This window comes from Streptomyces sp. NPDC051963 (genome assembly GCF_044593495.1).
In the GTDB taxonomy this organism is placed as follows: Bacteria; Actinomycetota; Actinomycetes; order Streptomycetales; family Streptomycetaceae; genus Streptomyces.
Window position 1 is genome coordinate 565,316 of record NZ_JBIUCC010000004.1, and the last position, 24,352, is coordinate 589,667.

Consider the following 24,352-nt stretch of genomic DNA (forward strand, 5'->3'; position numbering starts at 1 on the left):
GATCAGGCCGCCTCGGCCGCTTTGAGGCTGTGCACGATGTGCTCGACGAGCCGGCCGACGGTGAGTTCGATGATCTCGTCGAACTCCATCCCGGCCAGGAACTCGGCGAAGTTGACCCGTCCGGCGTACCGCTCCTCCAGCAGTCCGGCGAGCGTGACGAGGTCGATGCTCTCCAGCTCCAGATCGCGGTTGAAGGTGGTCTGCATGCCGATCTCGACGTCGTCGAGGCCGTACTCGTCGAGGAGCGCTCCGAGCATGCCGGTGATGTCGGCGAGCACGGTTTTCTCGTCGCCGGCCTGCGGGTGGGGATGCATCAGTCCGTCTCCTCGTCATCCTGTCGCGTCGGTCCCGTCGTCCAGGCCACGACGTACTCCCTGCTCGGCAACCCGGGCGGATTGCCGGTCCGTTCGCAGCGCACGGTGTACGCGCGCTCCAGCCGCCCCGAGACGAGCAGGCTGTCCGCGTCGGCCGCCAGCACGGTGAAGTCGCGTGGCCGCCCGCCGAATCCGGTGCCCTCCGCCTTCGCGACGGCTTCCTTGGCCGCCCAGAACCGGGTGAACCACAGCGCCTCGGACTCCGCGGTGGCCGCGCATCGGGCCCGCAGCAGGGCGAGTTCGTCCGGTCCGAGGGCGGTGGCGACGGTCTCCTGGCCGCGCTCGACGACCTGCTCGATGTCGATGCCGGGCCCGGGACCCGGGGTGTGCGGCCGTACGATCGCCACGCCGGCCTCCGCGCGATGGGCGAGCGAGAGATCCAGCCCCGGGAGCTGACGGCCGTGCAGTCCGGTGACGTACGGTCTGCCCAACTCGTCGTTGAGGACCCGGATCTCGGCCGGGAAGACGGGCCCTTCACCCTGGTCCCAGAGCCATCGCCGTACGGCGTCCTTGGCGGCGATCCGGCCGAGCAGCCACTGTCTGCGACCCCTCGGCGCATGCGCCTCGTACTCCGCACGCTCAGCTCCGCTCAGGGAGTTGCGCATGATGAGATTCCGCGAGGCGAGGTCCGGCCACCGCTCGTGCAGCAGCACCCATCCCTCCGGCCGGGCCTCGGAGAGGGTGTTGCGCTCGGGGAAACGCTCCACGGGCCGGGTCTGCGGGTCGTTGTCGAAGCGGCGGTCCTGCCAGCCGGTGAGCTCCGCCCAGACCTCACCACCGACGGTCAGCTGGACGTCCGCTTCGAGGACGGTGTCGGTGAGGGACGTGATCCTCACGAGACAGCCGACGTCCGTGCCGGGGTCCGGCTGCGGACCGTAGAAGCGCATCTCCCTCATCTGGACGGGGAAGACGACCGTCCGCTCGGTGCGGGTGGCCATGATCCAGTAGCCGAGGATCTGACCGACGTTGTCGAGGAGCGACCCGGGCGCCGGCGGGGTCGTGATCACCCCTCGTACATGCGCCTCACCGATCGCGGTGAGCTCACTGACCCCCTGGAACGCCGGACCGTGGAACATCCAGCGCTCGGCGTACAGCTGCGCCGCGGTGTGGTCGGGGGTGCGTTCGGCGGCACGGTCCGGATGCCAGGCAGCGGGGCGTGTCGTCGCGTAACGGTCGGACAGCTCGACCACCGACCGCGCCCGGGGACCGAAGGAGACGGCGAGCCGGGCGGGGTTGTCGGGGACGGGCGTGACGGTGACCTCGACGTCGACGGGCGGCGTTGCGGTGAGCCACTGATCGAACCGCGCACCGTGCACGGCAACCGCCCGGCGGCCGGGCGCGGCCCGCTCCGCCGCCTCCATCATGTGCGCCACGATCGTCGTCGCGGGCACGACCGGCCAACGGTCGGACACATCGGGCCAGCCGGGGCGTTGGGGGAAGAAGCAGTGGTCGAGGAGGTAGGGCATGGTGTCGGGGGAGACGTGGACGGTGGTGCGGTGGGGTTGGGGGTGGCCGGGTTGGGGGTGGCCCTCCTCAGGACGGCCGTCCCCAGGGTGGCTGCCCGTGGGGTGACCGTTCGTCCGCGGTCCCGGGGCGGCTGCCGCGGGACCGGCCGGCGCCGACTGGAGGGGATGCGCGGGCGCGGGAAGGGGTGCGGCGGGGGCGGGCGCGGTGACGGAAGCCGCAGCCGTACTGCCGCCCGCCGCGATCAGCGCGACCGCCTCAGGGTGGCTGCCCGCAGGGTGACCGTTCGTCCGCGGTCCCGGGGCGGCTGCCGCGGGAACGGCCGGCACCGGCTGGTCGGGATGCGCAGGGCCGGGCGCAGTCCCGGAAGCCGCGGCCGTACCACTGCCGCCCGCCGCGATCAGCGCTGCCGCCGCAGGGTGACCGTCCGCGCGGTGACCGTTCGTCCGCAGTGCCTGGCTGACCGCCGCAGGAACGGCCGGCGCCGACTCGACGGGATGCGCGGCGCCGGGCGCGGCGCCGGAACCCGCGGACGTACCGCTGCCGCCCGCCGCGAAGAGCGCGACCGCCGCGTCCGCGGTCTCGCGCAGCAGCGCGCCCAGTTCGGCGGCGGCCGGGAATCGTCCGGCCAGCGCGTCCAACCCCGAGGGGTCGGTCGGAGCGTCGAGCGCGGATCGTTCACCGGTGGCGTGCGAGCGTGCGGCGGCATCCGGAGTCGCCGGGGAGGCCGCCCCGGCGGCTGCCGGTGAACCGGTCCGCAGCCCTGCGCGCAGCTCCGCCAGAACCCGGTCGTCTAGCGAGACGAGCGCACCGCCCAGGTCGAGCCGGACCGGCTGCCGGTCCCCTCGCGCGGGAGCCGTGGGGTGGGCGGCTTCCGCGGAGCGGTCGAGGGGACCGGCGGGACGGGTGGCAGCGGACGGTTCGGCAAGGCCCTGAAGGGGCGCGGGGTTGTGTCGAGATGCGGCTCCGCCGCGGGGCGCGACCAGCCCCAACGGCGCCGCAGCCGAAGAACGACCCACCCCGGCACCCTCAGCGGAGCACTTCGCGCCCGTCGTCCACAGCGCCGTCGCCACCCGGTGGAGCTGGGCGAGACCCGTGCGGTGGGGGGAGTTGGCGGACACGACCAGGTGGTCGCGGCCGGACAGGGTGTCGCCGATGAGGGAGCCCAACTGCCCCGGGCCGACCTGGACGAAGGTGCGGTGGCCGGCCGTGTACATCGCCTCGACGAGTTGCCGGAAGCGCACCGGCTCCAGCAAATGCCGGACGAACAGCTCACGGACCGCCGACTCCCCCGACGGGAACGGCGACCCGGTGGTCCCCGACCACACCGGCACGGTCGGCGGATGCAGCCGGAAACGGCTCGCCGCGTCCTTGATGGGGGCGAGGTACGGCTCCAGCATCGGCGTGTGGAAACCGGACCGGAACGGCAGCACCTGGCTGATCACGCCCTGCGCGCGGAAAGCCTTTACGAATTCCGTTACGGCCGTGTCCGGACCGCACACCATCGACTGGGCGGGCGCATTGTCGTGGGACAGCACGATCCCGGCGTCCGGCCAGTCGGCCTCCAGCGCCGTCAGCACCCGCTCGGCGGGCGCCCCGATCGCCCCGAACGCCAGCCCCGGCACGGTCAGCGCGTCCGGATCGAAGGACGACATGAAGCCGTCCACCTCGTCCCCCGAGTACAGCCCGGCCGCCGCCATCGCCGTCCACTCACCGACGCTGTGCCCGGCGACCGCGTCCGGCACGACCCCCATCCGCCGCAGCGCCCCGTCGAGCAACCGCCCGACGGCCACGACCCCGAGCCCGTGCCGACCGATGTCCCCCACCCGGGCCGCCCCCGGCACGGGCCCGGCCAGACCGAAGTGGGCGGCGACATCGTCCACCCGGGGTTCGAAGTCGCCTTCGAGGCCAGGGAAGACGAACGCGAGCTTCCCGCCCAGCGGGGCAGGAGAGAACCAGACGTCGTTACGACCGTGCCAGGCACGCCCCCGCCCGACCGCCCGCCGGGCGAGCGCCAGCCGCTTGGCGGTGGGATCGACGATGCCGAGACGTGCGGGGCCCGCGGGCCCATGAGGATCGAGACCGGCGGCAAGTACGGCCGAGTCGTCGGCGTCCAGCATCGAGGCAAGCCGCTCCGGGGTGGGGGCACCGAGAAACAGCATCCGCTCAGGTTCGGAAACCACAACCCCCTCAAGGGGCGCGGGGAACTGCGCGCCCAGCCCCAACGGCGCCGCAGCCGAACGACGACCCGAAGCGGCACCCCCCACCCCCTCCAGAACAACATGCGCATTGATCCCACCGAACCCGAACGCGTTCACAGCCGCCCGCCGCGCCGCACCGTTCGTCTCCCACGGCTCCGCCGTCTCCAGCGGCCGGAAACGGGTCTTGGCGAGCGCCGGGTTCGGCTCGTCGCAGTGCAGCGTCGGCAACAGCACCCCGTGGTGCACGGCAAGGGCGGCCTTGACCAGCCCCGCCACCCCGGCGGCAGGCATCGTGTGACCGATCATCGACTTCACCGAGCCGATCACCGCGGCGTCGCCGGGCCCGAACACCTCGGCCAGCGTGGTCAGTTCGGCCGCATCCCCCGCCGGCGTGGCCGTACCGTGCGCTTCCAGCAGCCCGATCGACCCGGCCGCCGCCGGATCGAGCCCGGCCGCCCGCCACGCCTGCCGCACGGCACTGGCCTGACCGCCGGGATCGGGGTTGACCAGCCCGGCGGCACGCCCGTCGCTCGCGACCCCCGTACCCCGGATGACGGCGTACACGCGATCCCCGTCGCGCTCGGCGTCGGCGAGGCGCTTGAGGACGACCACGCCGGTGCCCTCGCCGATCAGGATGCCGTCGGCGTCCCGGTGGAAGGGGCGGATGCGCTGGCTCGGGGAGAGCGCGCGGAGCTGGGAGAAGACGGACCACAGGGTGATGTCGTGGCAGTGGTGCACTCCCCCGGCGAGCATCACGTCGCAGCGCCCGGTGACGAGTTCGCCCACCGCCTGATCGACGGCGACCAGTGAGGAGGCGCAGGCGGCGTCCACGGTGTACGCGGGTCCGCGCAGGTCGAGCCGGTTGGCGACGCGGGAGGCCGCGAGGTTGGGGACGAGCCCGATCGCCGACTCGGGGCTGTCGGGCCCCAGCCGCTCGGTGAACGCCGTCCGGATCCGGTCGAGTTGACCGGCGTCGAGATCGGGCAGCAACTCCCCCAGCGTGCGGACGAGTTGACCCGCCGTACGGACCCGCTGGTCGAGCCGCACCAGCCCGGGCGTGAGATATCCGCCCCGGCCGAGCACGACCCCGATGCGCTGCCGGTCGGGCAGCCGTTCCTCGCCGCCCGCGTCGGCGAGCGCGGCGGCGGCCACATGCAGGGCGATCAGCTGGTCGGGCTCGGTGCCTGCCACCGATTTCGGCATGATCCCGAACCGGGTGACCTCCACCTCCGCGAGGGTGTCGACGAATCCGCCGCGCCGGCAGTACACCTGGTCGGCGACGGCCCGGCCGGTGGCGGAACCCGGACGGTAGTAGTCGGAGTCCCACCGCCCTTCGGGCACGTCGGTGATGGCGTCCGTGCCGGCCAGCAGATTCCGCCAGTACGTGTCGAGGTCGGCGGCTCCGGGCAGCATCACCGCCATCCCCACGATGGCTATGGGCGGCTGGGTTCGACGGCGCGTCATATCCGCCGTGTCCGTCATGTTCACCAGCCCGAGGAGGTGTAGACGACCGCGCGGGCAGACTCGTCGCCCCAGGCGAGTTCGCGCAGCAGCGCCGCGGTCCCCTCCTCGGGGTCGATCAGCTTGATCCCGCGCCGGGCGTACTCCCGGCCGAGCTCCGGACCGACCATGCCGGTGTGGCCGCCGGTCGGCGCCCACGGACCCCAGTGCACGGTCAGCGCCCGGCGCCCGGTGCGTGCGGCCCACGCGGAACCGAGGCTCTCCAAGGCGTCGTTGGCGGCCGCGTAGTCCGACTGGCCCCGGTTGCCGAGGACGGCGGAGATGCTGCCGAACAGCACGGCGAACGCGGGCCCGCCCGGCAGTTCCTCCAACGCCGTCAGCAGCGTCTCGGCGCCCACGGTCTTCGTGCCGTACACCCGCTCGAACGACTCGGCGGTCTTCTCGGCGATCACCTTGTCCTCGATCACCCCGGCCGCGTAGACGACCCCGTCGAGCCTGCCGTGCTCGGCGTGGATCTCCTTCACCGCCTGGAGCGCGGCGTCCGGCTCCCGGAAGTCCACGGAGTGGTAGCGGGCCGGACTGCCGAGCGCGGCCAGTTCGTCGAGCGTGGCGGTGATCTCCCGCTGGGCCAGCAGGAGTTCGGTCTCGCGGTTGATCTCGGCGGGCGTCAGACCGCCGCGGGCGGCGAGCGCCGTGCGCAGGGCGGCCCGGTCGGTGGCGGCCGCGGTCGCCGGGTCCTCGGGGCCGTCCGGTGCGGGTGTCCGGCCGAGCAGTTCGATACGGCAGCGGGAGGCGGCCGCGAGCGACGCGGCGAACTTGGCGGTGATCCCGCGGGCACCGCCGACCAGCAGCACCACCGAATCACGGTCGATACCGAGCGCGGCGGCCTCGGCGACGCCGTCCCCGGCGGGCCCGGCACCGGTCGTGCCGAGGGTGCCGAGCGGTGCCGGCACCAACTCCAGCCCGTGGCGGCCGGATTCGGTGAGCAGGACGACGGGGGCCGAGGGTTCCGGAGCGAGCAGTTCGGCGAGCAGCGCGTCGGCGACGGCGGCGGGCGCGGTGTCGTCCAGGTCGACGATCCGCGCGGTGGTGTCCGGGTACTCGCGGGCGATGGTGCGGAAGAGCCCGTGCAGACCGGCCGACCGCGGGCCCGGTTCGGCGGGTCGTACGGCGAGGAGGTGGCGCGGGGTGCGGGCCAGGGCCGCCTGGAGGACGGGGAAGGCGTCCGGGAGCACGGCCGGCGCGGAGGTGGCGAGCGGGTCGAGGAAGAGCACACCGTCCAGCCGCCCGTCGGCCCCGGTGAGCAGGTGCTCCCGGCCGACGGACACGGTCTCGGCACCGTACGAGGTCAGCCGGGCCGCGACCTCCCGGGCCGCGTCGCCGTCCTCGTCGTCGCCGAGGAGCACGAAGCGCTGCCCGGCCAGCACGGCGGCCGGGTCGGGCACGGACTCCGCCTCCCCCAGCAGGACAGGCCGGAGCACCAGCCGCTTCGGCGCCTCGCCGGTCACCGGGGCGGGTTCTACGGCCTCCTCGGCCTCCTCGGCTTCCTTGACCGCCTCGACCTCCGCCTGCGCCGGTGCGAGCCGCCCCGCGAGCCACTCGGTGACCGACGCCGCCGTACGGGCCTTCGCCAGTTCCTCCAACTCCGCGTCGTCGAGCGCGGCGAGGTCGGCGCCGCCCCCGGCGCCCAGGCGCTTGGCCAGTTCACCGGCGATCTCGGCGCGCTTGATGGAGTCGATGCTGAGGTCCGCCTCCAGGTCGAGGTCGGGCTCGATCATGTCCATGGGGTATCCGGTGCGCTCGCTGATGATTTCGAGCACGACGGAGAGGACGTCGACTTCTTCGGGTTCGTGGGGCGCGACGGGCGCGACGGACGCCAAAGCTGCTGCGGGTTCCACGGCGGCGGGCTGCAAGTCCGGTTGTTCCACGGGAAGTTGAACCGGCTGGACGGCCGGCTGCTGTGCCGGTACCCACTGGCCCGCGGTCGCCGCCCCGCCGAAGTACGTCAGCAGTACGTCCCGCTGGGCCGCCACCATCTCCCGGCTGGTCCGCAGGAACTCGGAGATCAGCGCGTCCTTGTCCGAGTGGGCCGGGGTGCCGTTCGTGTGGTTGGTCGTCACAGTCGTCTCCACGACTCGTCGGGCCGGTGCGAGGGCACCGGGGAGGAGTTCTCCGGCGGCGGTGCGGACCAGCTGACCGTCGACCGTCCAGCCGGGCCGCTTCGGCGCGGGGGTCCGGACGGCGTCGACGGCGTCCCTGCCTCGTAGCAGCCATGCGGTGCGCACCGGCAGCCCCGCGACGGCGAGTTGGGCCAGTGCGTCGAGCCAGCCGCGCAGTCCGCTGCCCGGGCGCGGCTCGCAGGCGACGGTGCGGTGCGGACGGTCGCCGAGGATCTGCCCGACCAGCCGGGTGAGCACGGACCCCGGTCCCGCCTCGACGAAGACGCGCGCTCCGGCCTCGTACATCGCCTCGATCTGCGCGACGAAGGCGACGGGTGCGCCGATCTGGGCGGCCAGTTCGGTCCGTACGGCGTCGACGTCGTCGCCGTACGGGTGGCCGGTGCGGTTGGACCACACCGGGAACTCGGGTGCACGCAGGGCGTGTTGGGCCAGGACTCCGGCGAACCGCTCACCGGCTCCCGCCACCAGCGGGCTGTGGAAGGCGCAGGCCACGGGGATGCGCTTGGCGCCGATCCCGGCCGCGCGCAGCTGCCGTACGGCCTCCTCGACCGCCGCCGTGGGTCCCGAAATCACCGTCTGACCGGGCGAGTTGTGGTTGGCGACGACCACCCCGACCGGCGCGTCCAGCACCCGCTCGATCTCCGCCGCGTCGGCTGCCACCGCGGCCATCGTCCCGGGGTCCGCCCCGGCCGCCCCGAGGATCGCCTCCGCCCGCTCGGCGCTCAGCGTCAGCAGCGTCTCCGGGTCGAACGCACCGGCCGCGCACAGGGCGACCAGCTCGCCGTAGCTGTGTCCGGCGGCCATGTCGGGCCGTATCCCGGCCCTGGTCAGCAGCTCGTAGGCGGCGAGTCCGACGATGCCGAGTGCGGGCTGAGCGACCCGGGTGTCGGTGAGGCGAGCCTGCTGACGCTCTCGCTCGGCGTCGTCGAAGGCGGCGGGCGGGTACAGCAAGTCGGCGTATTCGCCGCCGAGTTCGAGGTAGTGCTGAAGTTCGGGGAACGCGACGAAGACATCGGCGAGCATCCCGGGCCGCTGACTGCCCTGCCCGGGGAAGAGAAGCGCAACCTTGCCACCGGACACCTCACCGACATGGGCCCCGACAGCCCCGGCGGCCAGGTGGATCCCCGAAGCCGGATCGTGCTCCCCGGCCAGCGCCCGCCGCAGCTGTCGGAGCAGTCCGGTCACGTCCGTTGCGACGATCGCGACCTGCACCGGATCGTGCCCGGCGTCGGCGCGCCGGGATGCGCTCAGGGCCAGGTCCCGCAGTCGCCAGGGCAGGCTGCCGTCCGACTCGGCGGACTCGGCGGCCTTGAGTACGTCCTCGATGGCCCGCCGGGCCGCCGCCGCGTCCTTCCCACGGAAGGTGAACAGCTCCGCGGGCCACGCGTCGAGCCCTTGCGCCGACGGGACGGCGTCGCCGTAGGCCTCCAGCACGGCATGGAAGTTGGTGCCGCCGAAGCCGAACGCGCTGAGGCCGGCCAGGCGTTGCTCGGCCGGTGCCGCCCAGGGACGGGCCTGGGCGTGGAACACGAAGGGGCTGTTGTCCTTGCTCCACCCGGAGTTGGGCCGCTCCACGTGCAGCGTCGGCGGCTTGACGCCGTGATGCAGGGCCAGCACGGTCTTGATCAGCCCGGCGAGTCCCGCGGCGCATTTCGTGTGCCCGATCTGCGACTTGACCGACCCGAGCGCACACCCGCCCGCCTCGGCCCCCGCCTCGCTGAACACCTCGCTGAGGATGGTGAGTTCGGTGCGGTCGCCGACGACGGTGCCGGTGCCGTGCGCCTCGACCAGACCCACGTCGGCGGGCGAGACGCCGGCGTTGCGGTAGGCCCGCTCCAGGGCGGCGCGCTGTCCTTCGGGGCGTGGCGCCGTGAGCCCCAGTGACCGCCCGTCGCTGGAGCTCCCGACGCCCTTGATGACGCCGTAGATCCGGTCCCCGTCCCGTTCGGCGTCCGCGAGCCGCTTCAGCACCACGCACGCGACGCCCTCACCGAGCGCGATGCCGTCCGCCGAGCTGTCGAAGGCCCGGGACCGGCCGGTCGGGGACAGGGCGTGCACGGAGGAGAAGAGGACGTAGTCGTTGATGCCGTTGTGCAGATCCGCACCGCCGCACAGCACCACGTCGCTCGTCCCGCCGACGAGTTCCTTGCAGGCGACGTCGACGGCGGCCAGCGAGGACGCGCAGGCCGCGTCGACCGTGAAGTTGGCGCCGCCGAGGTCGAGCCGGTTGGCGATCCGGCCGGAGACGACGTTGGCCAGCATGCCGGGGAAGGAGTCCTCGGTGAGCTGCGGGAGTTGCTGCTCGACACCGTCGGGGATCGTGCCGTAGTACGACGGCAGTACGGCCCTCAGCGTGGTCGCGTTGGACAGGTCGCTGCCCGCCTCCGCGCCGAAGACGACGGAGGTGCGCGCCCGGTCGAACGCCCGCCCCCGCTCGCCGTATCCGGAGTCCTCCAGCGCTCGCCGGGCGGCCTCCAGGGCCAGCAGCTGCACGGGCTCGATGGCGCCGAGGGACGTGGGCGGAATGCCGTAGCTCAGTGGGTCGAAGGGGATGCGCGGCAGGAAGCCGCCCCACTTGGACGTGGTGGCGCCCTCACCGTCGGGACCGTAGTGCACGGCGGGGTCCCAGCGCTCGGGCGGGACTTCCCTGACGGCATCGTGCCCGCCCAGCACGTTCGCCCAGAAGGCGGCGAGGTCAGGGGCCTCGGGGAACATACAGGCCATGCCGATGACAGCGATGTCGAGGGGCGCGGGGGCAGGGAGCTCCTCGGCCTCGACGCCCAGCCATTCGCGCACCTCTCGCGCCCGTTCGTCGAGGAAGTCGGCGGCCCCTTCGGCCACCGACCGGTGCAGCGCGCCGATCGTGGTGGTGGCGGAGCGCAGCACCGCCACCTCTCCGGCCATGAACATGCCCTCGGTGAGCTGCCGTTCCTCGTCCACGGCCGCCAACTCACCTGTGGTGTCCCGGTCGAGGCCCTTGCTGGCGATCCGCAGCCGTCCGACGTTCAGCCGCTCCAGTTCCTCCCAGATCCCCCGGTCGGGCACACCCTCGGCACGCAGCCGGGCCTCGCGCTCCCGGTAGTCCTCGCTGAAGGGGCTCGGCACACAGCGGGTGGCATGGCCGGGCGCGGTCTCCAGCAGCGCGGTGCCGGTCGCGGCGACGACCTGCCGCTGGAAGAGGGGCTGGATCGCCCCGCGGTCCACGGCCTCCTCGGTGAACAGGTAGGCGGTGCCCATGAGGACGCCGGCGGCGGCGCCGCGCGCGGTCAGCGGTGCGGCGAGCGCGGCGACCATCGCCGCCGACCGCTCGTCGTGGACACCGCCCGCGAAGAACACCTCGATACCCGGGCCGTCCTCCGGGTCGCCCGTGTCCCCCAAGTGGTCCTCGATGACGGCGAGTTGGGCCTCCCACAGCGGAAAGCTCGCGCGCGGTCCGACATGGCCGCCGCACTCCGAACCCTCGAACACGAACCGGCGGGCCCCGGCCTGAAGGAACTGCCGCAGCAGCCCCGGCGAGGGCACGTGCAGGAAGGTGCTGATCCCCTCCCGCTCCAGTGCCTCGGCCTGGGAGGGCCGCCCGCCGGCGATGATCGCGTGCGTCGGCCGCAGCTCTCGTACGACGTCCAGCTGGGCGTTCCGCGTCTCCTCCGGCGCGAAGCCGAGCACACCGACCCCCCAGGGCCGCCCGGCCACTGCGTCCCGGGTCTCCGCCAGCATGTCCCGGGTCTGCTCCCCGTTCGCGAGGGCGAGCGCGATGAAGGGCAGGGCGCCGTCCCCGGCCACGGCGGCCGCGAACCGCGCCCGGTCGCTGACCCGGGTCATCGGCCCCTGCGCGACGGGCAACCGGGTGCCGAGCGCCCGGCCCATCGGCGACCCGCCCCGCAGCGCCCGCGCCGCAGTGTCGTCGCGCACCGCATCCCGTACGGCTTCGGTGAGCGCGCGCACCACCCGCCCCGCGTCACCCCACCGTTCGGCGAACCGTGCCGCCAGGAAGCCGTCCTGCCCCACCGGCAGCACCTGCCTGCGCAGATCCTGCGCACCGAGCAACTCCCCCACCGAGGCGTCGTCCGGCACCGACGGCGCATCCGGCCCCCGGCGCCGCAGCACCCGGTGACCGCCGATCACGACCGTCTCGGAGCCGTCCATCGACCGCAGCGCGGCGGCGGCCTCCTCCGGCAGCTCCGACTCGGCCAGCAGGGCCAGTTGACTGTCGAGTACGACTCCGGCGGCGCCGCCCGCGACGGCGGCAGCGGCGGTACGGGGGCCGATGCCCCCGCAGGCCCACACGGGCCGGTCGACCCCGGAGAGCAGCTGCTGGAGCAGCACGAACGTGCTCAACTCCCCGACCCGGCCGCCGCTTTCGGAGCCCCGGGCGATCAGCCCGTACGCCCCTTCACGCACCGCCCGGTGCGCCTGCTCCAGGTCGGTCACCTCGGCCAACACCCGGATTCCGGCGGGGACTTCACCGACTCGCCAGGCCGCGCCCACGGCCAGGACGACAGTGCCGGGCCCGCCGCCGGAAAGCTCTTCGGGCCGGATCCGGCAGCGCGCTCCGACCCGCACCCCCCACGGACCGGGACCGAGGCGTCGTATTCGCGCCAGCGCCGCTCTCGCTCTTCGGTCACCGACACCCAGGTCCAGAATCCCGAGCCCGCCGGCGCGGCTGACCGCAGCGGCCAGGCGGGCGTCGGGCTCACCGAACGGGGTGACTCCAATGATCATGTCCTCGGCGTGCACAGCAGACGTCATGACGCTCCCGAATAATCGGTGAGACCGCACGGTGGGGGGCAGGAATTCCGTTGGAGACGCTGGCCGAAACCACGCGGAAGCCAACACCAGAAATTACCGGCCGGTCAACAAGGCCCGGGCTTTCGGCAGACCGCCGTATGACATTCGGCCAGCGCCGACGGACGCTCCCAAGAGCCGAAAAATCCGATGAATCCCATTCGGGCGCCGCACGGGCCGGGCCGCAGAAACACAGGCCCGGCGCCGGGATTCTGACAAAGCGCTGGCCAATTCACTCATGTCTCATGCTTTCGAAACACGGTCGACCGCTCTTCAACGCTTTGTAAACTTTACATGTCCACCTCATCCCGGCCGGAATAGGCCGGGTGGAGAGGGTGCGGAGAGAACGCGAAGACAATAGGGACATGCCCCAGCAGATGTCCCTATTGGTTCACGCGAAATTCGGCGAGCGGAAACACACCGGGCGGCACCAGGTGACTTTCACGAATCCGCTCGGTGCGCTCAGCCCTCGTCCGGCGCCAACCGCACAGCGATGCTGTTGATGCAGTACCGCTGGTCCGTGGGCGTCGCGTATCCCTCGCCCTCGAACAGGTGGCCGAGGTGCGAGCCGCAGCGGGCGCACCGGACCTCCGTCCGCACCATCCCGTGCGAGCGGTCCTCGATCAGCTCCACCGCGTCGGAGTCGCGCGCGTCGAAGAAGCTCGGCCAGCCGCAGTGCGACTCGAACTTCGCGTCCGAGGTGAAGAGGTCGGCGCCGCAGGCCCGGCAGGAGTAGACGCCCTTGGTCTTGGTGTCGGTGTACTCACCGGTGAAGGCGGGCTCGGTCGCGGCCTGGCGCAGCACCGCGTACTCGCCCGGGGTCAGCTCCGCGCGCCACTGCTCGTCCGGCTTCTCGACGTCGTACGACATGGGTGTCAGCCCCTCACTGCGACAAACGGTCCAGGATCAGCGGGCCCAGGTCGGTCACATCTCCCGCGCCCATGGTGAGAACGAGATCGCCTGCCTTGGCCATTCCCGCGATCACCGACGGGGCCTCGGTCTTGTCGTGGACCGCCGTCACGTCCGCGCCCGCCGCCCGCGCCGCCTCGATGATCAGCTCGCTGGTGACGCCCGGGATCGGGTCCTCGCGGGCCGGGTAGATGTCCAGGACGACGGAGGCGTCCGCCAGGGCCAGGGACTGGCCCATCTCCTTGCCCAGCTCCTGGGTGCGGGAGAACAGGTGCGGCTGGAAGAGCACCAGGATGCGGGCGTCGCCGGCCGCCGAGCGCATCGCCTCCAGGTCGGCCGTCATCTCGGTCGGGTGGTGCGCGTAGGAGTCGATGACCTGCACGCCGGCCGCCTCGCCCTTCAGCTGGAGGCGGCGCTTGACGCCGGTGTACGCGGCCAGCGCGGGCGCGAGCTCAGCGGCGGGGACGCCGAGCGCCACGCCCGCGGCCAGCGCGGCGACCGCGTTGTGCGCGTAGTGCCGGCCGGGCACCGAGACCGTGAAGGTGATCTCCGCGCCGTCCAGGACGACCGTGACCTCGCTCTTCAGCCCCTGGGCCCGCACCGACAGGATCCGTACGTCCGCGTCCGGCGACTCGCCGTACGTCACCACGCGGACGCCCTCGATCCGGCGGGCCAGCTCGCGCGCGCCGTCCTGGTCCGCGGCGATCACCAGCGTGCCGCCGGGCACGATCCGGCCCGCGAAGGTCTCGAAGGACTCGTAGATCTCGTCCATCGACGCGTAGTTGGCGTGGTGGTCCAGCTCCACGTTGAGGACGATCGCGACCTCGGGCGCGTACTTGTGGAAGCTGCGGTCGCTTTCGTCCGCCTCGGCCACGAAGATCTCCCCGTCGCCGTGCAGGGCGTTGGAGCCGGGGGCGTCCAGGTCGCCGCCGATGGCGTACGACGGGTTCAGGCCCAGCTCGGACAGGGACACGGCGAGCATGGACGTGGTCGTGGTCTTGCCGTGGGTGCCCGCGACCGCGATCGGACGCAGGCCTTCCATCAGGGCCGCGAGGGCGTCGGAGCGGTGCACCACCGGGATGCCCAGCTCGGCCGCGCGGGCGAGCTCCGGGTTGTCCCTGCGGATCGCCGACGACACCACGACACAGCTGGCGTCGTCGGCGAGGTGCTCGGTGGCATGTCCGATGTGCACGGTCGCGCCCAGCGCGCGCAGCGCCTCGGCGGTGGCGGACTCCTTCGCGTCACTGCCCGCCACCTTCGCGCCCCGCTGGGCGAGGATCTTCGCGATCCCCGACATTCCGGCCCCGCCGATGCCGATGAAGTGCGGTCGGTCCATGGCGGTAGGAAGGCCGGGTGCCATGTGTGTTTCTCCCCAAGTGATGCGACACGTGTCGAGGGCTCAGCCTATGCCTTGCTGTGGGAGAACAGCTTCAGCACCGGCACCCCCACCTTGTGCCGGGCCCGCGAGGCCCAGTCCCGGTGGAAGAACTCCTCCACGTAGTGGGGATCGGTCAGCACGATGACCTCGTCGGCCCCGATCTCCTCGACCGTGGTCCGGAGCGCGTCCAGCGGATGGTCCTCGACGAGACGGCCCTCCGCCTCGTTGCCGGAGCCGCGCAGGGCCGTGAGGGACACCTCCAGGGCCCGTTCGCCGAGGGCGGCCGCGTCCTCGCCCTCCGGGGTCTCCCGCTCGCGTGCGGCCTCGTCGATCTCGCCGAGTGCGATGTCGTCGATGGCCCGCAGCAGGCGGTCGGCCTGGTCACCGCGCGGCTGGAGCAGAACGTGGAAGGAGACCGACTCTTCCCCGTGCAAGGTCGTGACGAACTCCACGTCGGCGGATGTCAGGGCCTTCTCGATCATCAGTACGCTTGTGAACACGACAGGCGTCCTTCTCCTCCGTGGGCCCGTCCATGGGCCCCTGCGGAAACCATCCTGCCCCGCGATCGCACGGGGACTGCGAGTTTTAGTGTGCCCGCCGGGGGCTAAACGGAACGGGAGATTCCGCTGTTTACCGGACCGGCGCGCTCAGGCTCGCCGGTACCGGCCGAAGAGGAACCCGTCCTCCTCCAGCAGGGACATCAGTGCGAATCGCCGCGGCACCGCGACCGACGGCCCCCCGGCGATCCGTTGCGCGTCCCCCACGGTGAGCATCGGGGACACGGTCAGACACAGTTCGTCGAGCACCTCGGCGGCCACCAGTTGGCCGAGCAGCCGCGGGCCGCCCTCGCTCAGCAGCCGGGTGTGTCCGAGGTCGGCGAGAGCCCGTACGGCGCGGGCGGGATCGACTCCGGCCCCGTCCCCCGCGATCACCACCCGGGCGCCCGCCTTCTCCGCCGCCGAGATCCGGTCGGGGGCCGCGGCGGCGCCCGTCAGGATCAGGGTCGGCACCAGGGGCGAGGTGAACAGCGGAAGCGAGAAGTCGAGGTTCACGCTCGCGGTGACCACCGCCACCGCCGGTGCGGGCGCCTGCCCGGCCGCCGCACGCCGCTCGGCGAACTCCGCACGCGCGCGTGCCGGGCGGTAGCCCTCCTGACGTACCGTTTCCGCGCCGACCACCACCACATCCGCCAGCGCCCGCAACGTGCCGAAGATCCGCATGTCGGCCGCGCTGGAGATGGGCTGCGAGCGGCCGTCGTGCTGGGCGGCGCCGTCGAGCGTGGACACCATGTTGGCGCGCAGCCAGGGTTCCCGCCCACCGGGAGCGGGGGCGGGGTAGGCGTAGGCGTCGGCCAGCTCGTCGAGGCTCCACTCATGGCCGTCCGGGGCATCGGCACCAGGGGCCTCTTGCGCGCCGGCCGGGGGCCGGCCGGTCCCCGGCCCGGCAGTCCCACGCGCCCCGCCCGAGGTCTGGGCTGCTGTTTCGTACGTCACAGGGAACAGGCGTCGCATGTCGTGCAGTGTGGCACGGCGTCTAGAGTTGGGAAGCGTGCGTAACTCCACCGCGGCCTCCGGGGTCGGTCAGATATCCGACGTGAGCCCCGTCTCGCTGTGTGCCCGCGAGCCCCATGTCCCCGCGGACCGGCTGGTCGCCGAGATGGTGCCGCCGCCGCGCTTCGACTCGGTCCGCTTCAGCACGTACCTCCCGGACCCGAACCAGCCCAGCCAGACCGAGGCCGTCCGGGTCCTGGAGGGCTTCGCGGGCGGACTGGGCGACGCGCATGCGACCGGCACCGCCAGGCGCGGCTTCTTCGGCTTCGGCAGGGCGAAGGCCCCGAAGACTCCGGCCGGCCCCCGCGGCGTCTACCTCGACGGCGGCTACGGCGTCGGCAAGACCCATCTGCTCGCCTCCCTCTGGCACGCCACCCCGGCCGAGCCGGAGCTCAAGGCGTTCGGCACGTTCGTGGAGCTGACGAACCTGGTCGGCGCGCTCGGCTTCCAGAAGACCGTCCAGACCCTGTCCGGGCACCGCCTGCTGTGCATCGACGAGTTCGAACTCGACGACCCCGGCGACACCGTCCTGGTCTCGACGCTGCTCGGCAAGCTGGTCGACGCGGGCGTGGCGCTCGCCGCCACCTCCAACACGCTGCCGGGCAAGCTCGGTGAGGGCCGGTTCGCGGCCGCCGACTTCCTGCGCGAGATCCAGGGCCTGTCCGCGCACTTCCGCCCACTGCGCATCGACGGCGAGGACTACCGCCACCGCGGGCTGCCCGAGGCGCCGGCGCCGTACTCCGACGAGCAGGTCACCAAGGCGGCGTACGCCACGCAGGGCGCCTCGCTCGACGACTTCCCGCATCTGCTGGAGCACCTCGCCCGCGTCCACCCCAGCCGGTACGGAGCGCTGACCGACGGAATCACGTCGGTGTGCCTCACCGACGTCCAGCCGATCGCGGACCAGTCGACCGCGCTCAGGCTCGTCGTCCTCGCGGACCGACTGTACGACCGCGAGGTGCCCGTCCTGGCCTCGGGGCTGCCCTTCGACCGGCTGTTCAACGAGGAGATGCTGAACGGCGGTTACCGCAAGAAGTACTTCCGGGCGATCTCCCGGCTCACCGCGCTGGCCCGGGACGCCAAGGGGCTCGTCGAGGCGGGTTAGCCGACCAACTCCCCCAGGTCAAGAGGAAGATCACGCCAAGGAACCTGCCGTTTCAGGCTCTCTTCAGCCTGAAACGCTAAGTTAACCCTGCAAACAACTTTGCAGAGCTAACGTGTTTCTTGACCAGCAATTGACCAAGTGTTGGTGCGTGCATAAATCGCGAACTGCCTGGAGGGGGGCGCATGTTCCGAGGTACGACGACCCGGACCGTCATTTCGGCGCTCGCCGCCGTCCTGCTCGCCCTGCAGTTCTTCGCTCCCTCCACGTCATTCGCATCCGCGCACACGGTCGGTCATGTCGAGGCCAAAGCTCAGCCCGGATCCAAGCTGTCACCCAAGGCACTGCGCGACGGGCTCGTCACGTTCCGCGACGCGGGTTGCTCCGGGGACCCGACCGGTCCCCAGCACACCCGAGAGCGCAACCGCACCACGGTCGCCTGGCCCGGAGCGCAGGAGCGCCCGCTCGCGGCCCCGGGCACGGCAGCCGCGCTCCACCCGGCCAAGAGCGCGGCGCACCGTCGTACGGCGAGATCCTCGACAAGCCACTCTCCGGCCACACTTCAGGTCTTCCGCTGCTGAGAGCAGAGCCGTTCCCCACACACTCTGTCCTGCAAGCCCGACGCGCCTTTGGCGCGCCAGGAGGAATCACCACATCATGCAGCCCCTCATCGACAACGCCCGCACCTTCGGACAGCGCCCTGAGGAGTTCGCCAAACTCGCCGAAGGCCAGTCCCCCGAGGTCCTGTTCATCACCTGTTCCGACTCCCGGGTCGTACCGGCCCTGATCACGGGCGCCCGCCCCGGTCAGCTCTTCGAACTGCGCACCGCGGGCAACATCGTCCCGCCGTACGCCTGCGAACACCCCACCAGCGAGGCCGCCACCATCGAGTACGCGGTGGAGGTGCTCGGCGTCCGCGACATCGTCGTCTGCGGCCACTCCCACTGCGGGGCGGTCGGCGCGCTGGTGCGCGACGACGATCTGGACGCCGTACCCGCCGTCCGCGACTGGCTCGTCAGTGCGACACCGCGCCCCAAGGGGGCGGTCGACGATCCGACCGTGGCCGAGGGAGTCCAGAGCCATGTCCTGGCGCAGCTGCTGCGGCTGCGCTCCTACCCGTGCATCGCCCAGAAGCTGGCACAGGGCCAACTCGTCCTGCACGCCTGGTACTACGAGGTGCACACCGGCGCCGTACTGGCGCACAGCCCGCGGACCGACACCTTCAAGGCCCTGTGAGCACCATGAGCACCTCCACCCTCACCAAGTTCCCTCATCTGCGGCAGGACTTCGCCGCGTCCCTCGTCGTCTTCCTGGTCGCGCTCCCGCTGTGCGTGGGCGTGGCCGTCGCCTCCGGTGTGCCGGCCGAGCTCGGGCTCGTCACCGGCATCGTGGGCGGCATCGTCACCGGGCTGATGCGTGGCAGCAGCCTCCAGGTGTCCGGCCCGGCCGCCGGTCTGACCGTGCTGGTCTTCGAGGCGGTGCGCGAGTTCGGGCTGCCGGTGCTCGGCGTGCTCGTGCTCGCGACCGGCCTGCTCCAGATGCTGATGGGCGCCCTGAAGCTGGGGCGCTGGTTCCGGGCGATATCCGTCGCCGTCGTCGAGGGCATGCTGGCCGGCATAGGACTCGTCCTGATCGCCGGACAGCTGTACTCGGTCGCGGACGCCGAGGCGCCCGCCTCCGGGATCGCGAAGATCACGGGGCTGCCCGGGGCGCTCGTGGACGCCGTCCAGGACACCGGGGCGCTGGCCTCGCTGGCCCTCGGCGCGGGCACGATCGCCGTGCTGGTGCTGTGGAAGCGGATGCCGCGCCAGGTGCGCACGGTGCCCGGTCCGCTCGCCGCGGTGGGCCTGGCGACCCTGGTCGCCGTGGTGTTCGGTCTGCCGGTGGCCACCGTCGAGGTGCAGGGGCTGCTGGGATCCGTCCAGCCGCCGTCCCTGGATGCCTTCGGTGAGCTCGCCGACGTCGGCGTGCTCGCCACCATCGCCGCCTTCACGCTGATCGCGTCCGCCGAGTCGCTGTTCAGCGCGGCGGCCGTGGACCGGCTGCACGACGGGCCGCGCACCGCGTACGACAAGGAACTGCTGGCGCAGGGCGCGGGCAACACCGTCTGCGGTGCGCTGGGCGCGCTGCCGATGACCGCGGTGATCGTGCGCAGCGCGGCGAACGTCCAGGCGGGCGCCCGGACGAAGGCGTCCCGGGTACTGCACGGCGTATGGCTGCTGCTGTTCGCGGCCCTGCTGCCGGCCGTCCTCGCCTACATCCCGATACCGGCTCTGGCGGGCATCCTGGTGCACGCCGGCGCCAAGCTCATCCCCGTGCGGGAGATCGTGTCGCTGTGGCGCGAGCACCGCGGTGAGGCGCTGATCCTGATGGTCACGGCGGTCTCGATCGTCGCGGTCAGCATGTTCGAGGGCGTCCTCATCGGCCTCGCGCTGGCCGTCGCCAAGACCGCCTGGGAGGCCTCGCACATCAAGCTGGAGGTCATAGACAAGGGCGCCGGGCCCGTCCAGGCGTATCTGACGGGCAACGCGACCTTCCTCCGGCTGCCGAAAATACTCGACAGTCTGGAGGCCCTGCCCCAGGACCGGCCCATCGAGCTGAACCTCTCCGGGCTGCACCACCTGGACCACGCCTGCCGTACGGCGCTGGAGAACTGGGCCGAGCGGCACAGCGCGGCCGGAACCGATCCGGTACGGCTCGACGGTGCCGCGGCGGCGCCCGAGGCGCGGAGGTAGCGGCGTCTGACGTCCGGCGATGCCCGGCTGCGGCCCCGACCACGGGCCCGCAGCCGGGCATACCGTTGCCCCATTCGGGCATATCGTTGAAAGAGGTGCAAATCCCGCACCTCTGGACAGGGCGGCTGAACAGGGGTCGTCATCATGCTCGAAGAGTTGCTGGCCGCGGTCATCGCCGCCGGGGCGGCCGGGGCCGTCTACTTCGCCGCCGCCGCGCGCGTCGTCAAGCAGTACGAGCGCGGCGTGGTCTTCCGGCTCGGGCGGCTGCGCGGTACCGTGCGCGAGCCGGGACTCGCCATGATCGTCCCCGGCGTGGACCACCTGCGCCGCGTCAACCTTCAGATCGTGACGATGCCGATCCCGGCCCAGGAGGGCATCACCCGGGACAACGTCACGGTACGGGTGGACGCGGTCGTGTATTTCAAGGTCGTCGATGCGGCCGCCGCGGTCGTCAACGTCGAGGACTACAAGTTCGCGGTCTCCCAGATGGCCCAGACCTCGCTGCGGTCGATCATCGGCAAGAGCGATCTGGACGATCTGCTGTCCAACCGCGAGAAGCTCAACCAGGGCCTGGAGCTGATGATCGACAGCCCCGCCGTCGGCTGGGGTGTGCAGATCGACCGGGTGGAGATCAAGGACGTCTCCCTGCCGGACACGATGAAGCGCTCGATGGCCCGGCAGGCGGAGGCCGACCGGGAACGCCGGGCCCGGATCATCAACGCCGACGCCGAACTCCAGGCGTCCAAGAAGCTCGCCGAGGCCGCCCAGCAGATGGCCGACACGCCCTCCGCGCTCCAGTTGCGGCTGCTCCAGACGGTGATGGCGGTGGCGGCGGAGAAGAACTCCACGCTGGTGCTGCCCATCCCGGTGGAGCTGCTGCGGTTCCTGGAGAAAGGGGCGGAGCCGCACCCGGACCATTCCGGGCAGACCCCGCCCGACCGCCCCGTCCCGCCGCCTCCCGACCGCTCCCTGGAGGCGTGACACGTTCTACGCGCGTGGTTCACGCGGCCGTGACCAGATGGTAGACACGGCGGCGTCACAGTCCTGTCCGCCAGCAGGAAGGTTGCCCCATGCCCGAGAACGGCCTGACGACACGCCGTCAGCTGCTCGCCCGCACCGGCGCGTCGGTCGCCTCGATCGCCTTCGCCGGAAACCTCACCGAACTCTTCGCGGGCACCGCCGCCGCGCAGCAGAACCTGGGCCACACCGACTACGGCCCGCTCGTGCCCGACCCGAAGGGCCTGCTCGACCTGCCGAAAGGCTTCCGCTACCGGGTTCTCTCCCGCGAGGGCCACCCGTTGCGCTCCGGCGAGGGCCAGGTGCCCTCCCACCCCGACGGCATGGCGGCCTTCACGGGCCGGCACGGCCGTGTCCACCTGGTCCGCAACCACGAGAACAGGGCCGACGCCGAGATCGCCGTCCCGACGGTCGGCGGCCTCACCTACGACCCCGCGGGCAAGGGCGGCTGTACGGCCCTGACGCTGGACGGCGGCGGCGAGGTCCGCGCCGAGCGGGTCGCCATCGCCGGTACCGCCGTCAACTGCGCGGGCGGGCCCACCCCTTGGGGCACCTGGCTGACCTGCGAGGAGACCGAGGACCGGGCCGGCACCGCCGGCTACACCAAGGACCACGGCTTCGTCTTCGAGGTCGACCCCGCCGAGCCGCACCGCAGCGGGGCCGTGCCGCTCACCGCGATGGGCCGATTCCAGCACGAGGCGGTCGCCGTCGACCCCCGGCGCGGCATCGTCTACGAGACCGAGGACGCCTTCGACAGGCCCTTCGGTCTGTTCTACCGCTTCCTGCCCAACCTGCCGCTCGGCAGCCTCGGTTCGCTCCGCGCGGGCGGCCGGCTCCAGGCGATGCGGGTGCCCGGCGTCCCCGACCTCTCCTCGGTCCAGGAGGCCGGGACCCGTTTCGACGGCGTCGAGTGGATCGACGTACCGGACCCGCTCGCGGCCCGGACCCCCATCCGCCTCCAGGACTTCGGCCCACGGGGCATCACCCACGCGCAGAAGCTGGAGGGCTGCTACTGGGGCGGGCAGTCCGTGTACTTCGTGTCGTCGTACGCACGCCGCACCGAGGGCTCGGCGGCCGATCACTTCGGGCAGATCTGGCGGTACGACCCGTCGGCGCGCGCCCTCACGCTGGTGGTCGTCTTCGGCCCGGACACCGACGTCCAACTGCCCGGCGAGTCACCGGACAACATCTGCCTCGCTCCGAGCGGCGGTCTGATGGTGTGCGAGGACGGGAACGGCGCCCAGCACGTGTTCGGGGTCACCCGGCAGGGGGAGGTGTACGCGATGGCCCGCAACCGCCAGAACCTGGGCACTCCTCAGGAGCCGGAGTGGGGCGAGTTCGCCGGCGTCACGTTCTCCCCCGACGGCGGGACGATGTACGTCAACTGCTACTCGCCGGGCACGACGTTCGCGGTGACGGGGCGGCCCTGGCGGAGCTGAGCGCTCCGCTGGTTATGCGGTTCGTTCGTCTGCGGGCCGGCGGGGGCTGGTCGCGCAGTTCCCCGTGCGTGCGCCAGGTGGACCGCGGCGGCGATCTCGGTGATCGAGGCGCCGGTGCGGGCCACCCGCAGGACCTCCAACTCCCGGTCGGTGAGGGGACAGTCGTCCTCGGTGAGGGCGGAGGCCGCGATGTCGGGATCCACGTAGCGGCGGCCGGCGGCGATGTCCCGGATGATCTCCGCCGGCCGGGCCGCCGGGGTCGTCTTGGGCACGAAGACGCGCACCCCGGCCAGGAGGGCTCGCCGCAGCACCGCGGGGCGCACGGCGATGTCGGGGCGGTGCTCGCGGGCCGGCAGCACCGCGTCCGTGGCGGTGGCGGCCTCGGCGACCACGGTCAGGTCCTCCTCCAGGGAGAGCAGCGCCGCCAGGCGCCACGGAGCAGGTCCTCGTCGTCGGCGAGCAGCAGCCGGATCATGTCACCTCACGGGAGTCCACGGGCAGCGCGGCCCTCACCACGAACCGCTCGCCGTCACGTTCCCACGTCAACTCACCCCCGGCAGCCCGCAATCGCTCGCCGAGCGAGCGCAACCCGGTGCCCCCGGTGTCCGAACCGCCTTCGTGGGCACCGTCGTTGCTGATCCGCAGAGAGGCGACACCGCCGATGACGCGGTACACGACGGCTGCCTGCCGCGCCCGGCTGTGCCGCAGCACATTGGTGGTCGTCTCCCGCATCACCAGTCCGAGGAGGTGGCGGGCCGACTCGGCGAGCCCGTCCGTGGGGGTGTCGAGGCGCATTCCGGCGTCGATGTCCGCCGCCGCCAGGACCCGTGTCGCGTTGGCGATCTCGTCGTCCAGCGTCGTACGGCGGTAGCCCTGCACCACGGCGCGGGTGTCGCGCAACGCGTCGTAGGACAGCTGTCGTATCTCCTTCATCTCACCGGTGGCGCGCACCGGGTCGGAGTCGACGAGCCGCGCGGCCAACTCGCTCTTCAGCGCGATGACTTGCAGATGGTGCCCCTGGATGTCGTGCAGGTCCGCGGCGAACCGGAGTCGCTCGTCCTTGACCGCCAGCTCCGCCTCCAGCCGCCGGGCCCGGTCCAGCCGCCCCGCGATGTCCCAGGCCCACAGCGGCCCGAGGGTCAGCCAGACGGTGCAGGCGACCAGCCCCGCAGGGAACAGCGCCGCATACACCAGCTCGCCATCCCCTGAGATCAGGCTGAGGACACCGCCCGGCAGCAGGGCCAGCACCACCGCCCCGGCGATCACCTGCCGTCTGCGGCGTGGCGCGAGATGGGTCGCGGCGATCGCGACGGTCACCGCGGGCGCGACCGCCCACACCCCGTACTCGCGCCGCGTCAGCGGCAGCACCGCGAGCGCGAGCGCCGCCGCGCCCGCGACGACCAGCCAACCCACCGGCGGGCGACGGGAGTTCGCGTCGGCCGACTGCGGATCCAGTCGCCGACCGAGCAGCACCACCGTCGCCAGCGTCTCCACCACCAGGACGGGCGCACCCACGACCCGGATCCAGAGCGGCCAGTCGTCATCCAGGATCCAGTCGCCGATCAGCAGCACCAGAAGGACGGCGGAGGAGCCCGGCACGGCCCACCAGGTGTAGCGCCGGAAGCCGGCCAGCCCCGTCACCCCGCGCTCACTCGGCCCGTCGCCCATCCGGCCATTGTGGCAGCGGCGGACCGCCCTGACGGAGTGCCGAACGGGCCGCTTCCCGCATGACAGATGTCATGTCGGCCGGTGACAAC

At 72.4% G+C, this 24,352-nt stretch carries 14 protein-coding genes and 1 pseudogene; 6 read left to right on the forward strand and 9 right to left on the reverse strand.

The genetic code is table 11. From position 1 onward, the window contains the following. Positions 1 to 2: 2 nt before the first annotated feature. From ACIHFB_RS19235 to ACIHFB_RS19265, 7 genes are all read right to left on the reverse strand, one after another. Positions 3 to 314, reverse strand: a complete 312-nt coding sequence (locus ACIHFB_RS19235; protein ID WP_365274807.1) for an acyl carrier protein — start codon at positions 312 to 314, stop codon at positions 3 to 5. Further along, the gene (locus tag ACIHFB_RS19240; RefSeq protein WP_400127418.1) at positions 314 to 5,503 is read right to left on the reverse strand and encodes a beta-ketoacyl synthase N-terminal-like domain-containing protein; all 5,190 of its coding nucleotides are present in this window, start codon (positions 5,501 to 5,503) and stop codon (positions 314 to 316) included. The genes ACIHFB_RS19235 and ACIHFB_RS19240 overlap by 1 nt, the downstream gene beginning before the upstream one ends. Positions 5,504 to 5,523: 20 nt before the next feature. Continuing rightward, complete coding sequence (locus ACIHFB_RS19245) at positions 5,524 to 12,429, reverse strand: SDR family NAD(P)-dependent oxidoreductase (RefSeq protein ID WP_400127419.1); 6,906 nt, start codon at positions 12,427 to 12,429, stop codon at positions 5,524 to 5,526. Positions 12,430 to 12,927: 498 nt separating this feature from the next. Then, the gene (gene msrB / locus ACIHFB_RS19250) at positions 12,928 to 13,335 is read right to left on the reverse strand and encodes a peptide-methionine (R)-S-oxide reductase MsrB (RefSeq protein ID WP_365274814.1); all 408 of its coding nucleotides are present in this window, start codon (positions 13,333 to 13,335) and stop codon (positions 12,928 to 12,930) included. Positions 13,336 to 13,348: 13 nt separating this feature from the next. After that, entirely contained in the window at positions 13,349 to 14,734 is a 1,386-nt protein-coding gene (murC, locus tag ACIHFB_RS19255) for a UDP-N-acetylmuramate--L-alanine ligase (RefSeq protein ID WP_365274817.1), read from the reverse strand. A gap of 44 nt (positions 14,735 to 14,778) precedes the next feature. Continuing rightward, complete coding sequence (locus tag ACIHFB_RS19260) at positions 14,779 to 15,252, reverse strand: indole-3-glycerol phosphate synthase (RefSeq protein WP_365274820.1); 474 nt, start codon at positions 15,250 to 15,252, stop codon at positions 14,779 to 14,781. A gap of 147 nt (positions 15,253 to 15,399) precedes the next feature. Further along, positions 15,400 to 16,263 (reverse strand): pyrimidine reductase family protein, encoded by an 864-nt coding sequence (locus ACIHFB_RS19265; RefSeq protein WP_400127420.1) that lies wholly within the window; start codon positions 16,261 to 16,263, stop codon positions 15,400 to 15,402. Between the two features lie 37 nt (positions 16,264 to 16,300). Here ACIHFB_RS19265 and zapE point away from each other — a divergent pair, with 37 nt between their 5' ends. From zapE to ACIHFB_RS19295, 6 genes are all read left to right on the forward strand, one after another. Next, positions 16,301 to 17,407: a cell division protein ZapE gene (gene zapE, locus ACIHFB_RS19270; protein ID WP_365274826.1), complete on the forward strand. Its 1,107-nt coding sequence runs from the start codon at positions 16,301 to 16,303 to the stop codon at positions 17,405 to 17,407. A 182-nt stretch (positions 17,408 to 17,589) separates the two neighbouring features. Then, a complete protein-coding gene (locus ACIHFB_RS19275; RefSeq protein WP_365274829.1) occupies positions 17,590 to 17,985 on the forward strand; it encodes a hypothetical protein in 396 nt (131 codons plus the stop codon). 76 nt (positions 17,986 to 18,061) lie between these two features. After that, complete coding sequence (locus tag ACIHFB_RS19280; protein ID WP_365274832.1) at positions 18,062 to 18,640, forward strand: carbonic anhydrase; 579 nt, start codon at positions 18,062 to 18,064, stop codon at positions 18,638 to 18,640. 5 nt (positions 18,641 to 18,645) lie between these two features. Then, on the forward strand, positions 18,646 to 20,139 hold the full coding sequence (locus tag ACIHFB_RS19285; RefSeq protein WP_400127421.1) for a SulP family inorganic anion transporter: 1,494 nt from the start codon (positions 18,646 to 18,648) through the stop codon (positions 20,137 to 20,139). A gap of 144 nt (positions 20,140 to 20,283) precedes the next feature. Next, the gene (locus tag ACIHFB_RS19290) at positions 20,284 to 21,120 is read left to right on the forward strand and encodes a slipin family protein (RefSeq protein WP_365274838.1); all 837 of its coding nucleotides are present in this window, start codon (positions 20,284 to 20,286) and stop codon (positions 21,118 to 21,120) included. 89 nt (positions 21,121 to 21,209) lie between these two features. After that, positions 21,210 to 22,595, forward strand: coding sequence for an alkaline phosphatase PhoX (locus ACIHFB_RS19295; RefSeq protein ID WP_365274840.1), 1,386 nt, complete (start codon positions 21,210 to 21,212; stop codon positions 22,593 to 22,595). On the opposite strand, the pseudogene ACIHFB_RS19300 reads toward ACIHFB_RS19295, so the two are convergent. After that, positions 22,544 to 23,070, reverse strand: a pseudogene (locus tag ACIHFB_RS19300) (DNA-binding response regulator). The gene ACIHFB_RS19295 and the pseudogene ACIHFB_RS19300 overlap by 52 nt on opposite strands. Then, positions 23,067 to 24,263: a sensor histidine kinase gene (locus ACIHFB_RS19305; RefSeq protein WP_400127422.1), complete on the reverse strand. Its 1,197-nt coding sequence runs from the start codon at positions 24,261 to 24,263 to the stop codon at positions 23,067 to 23,069. Before ACIHFB_RS19305 ends, ACIHFB_RS19300 begins: the two are co-directional and overlap by 4 nt. Between the last annotated feature and the right edge of the window lie 89 nt (positions 24,264 to 24,352).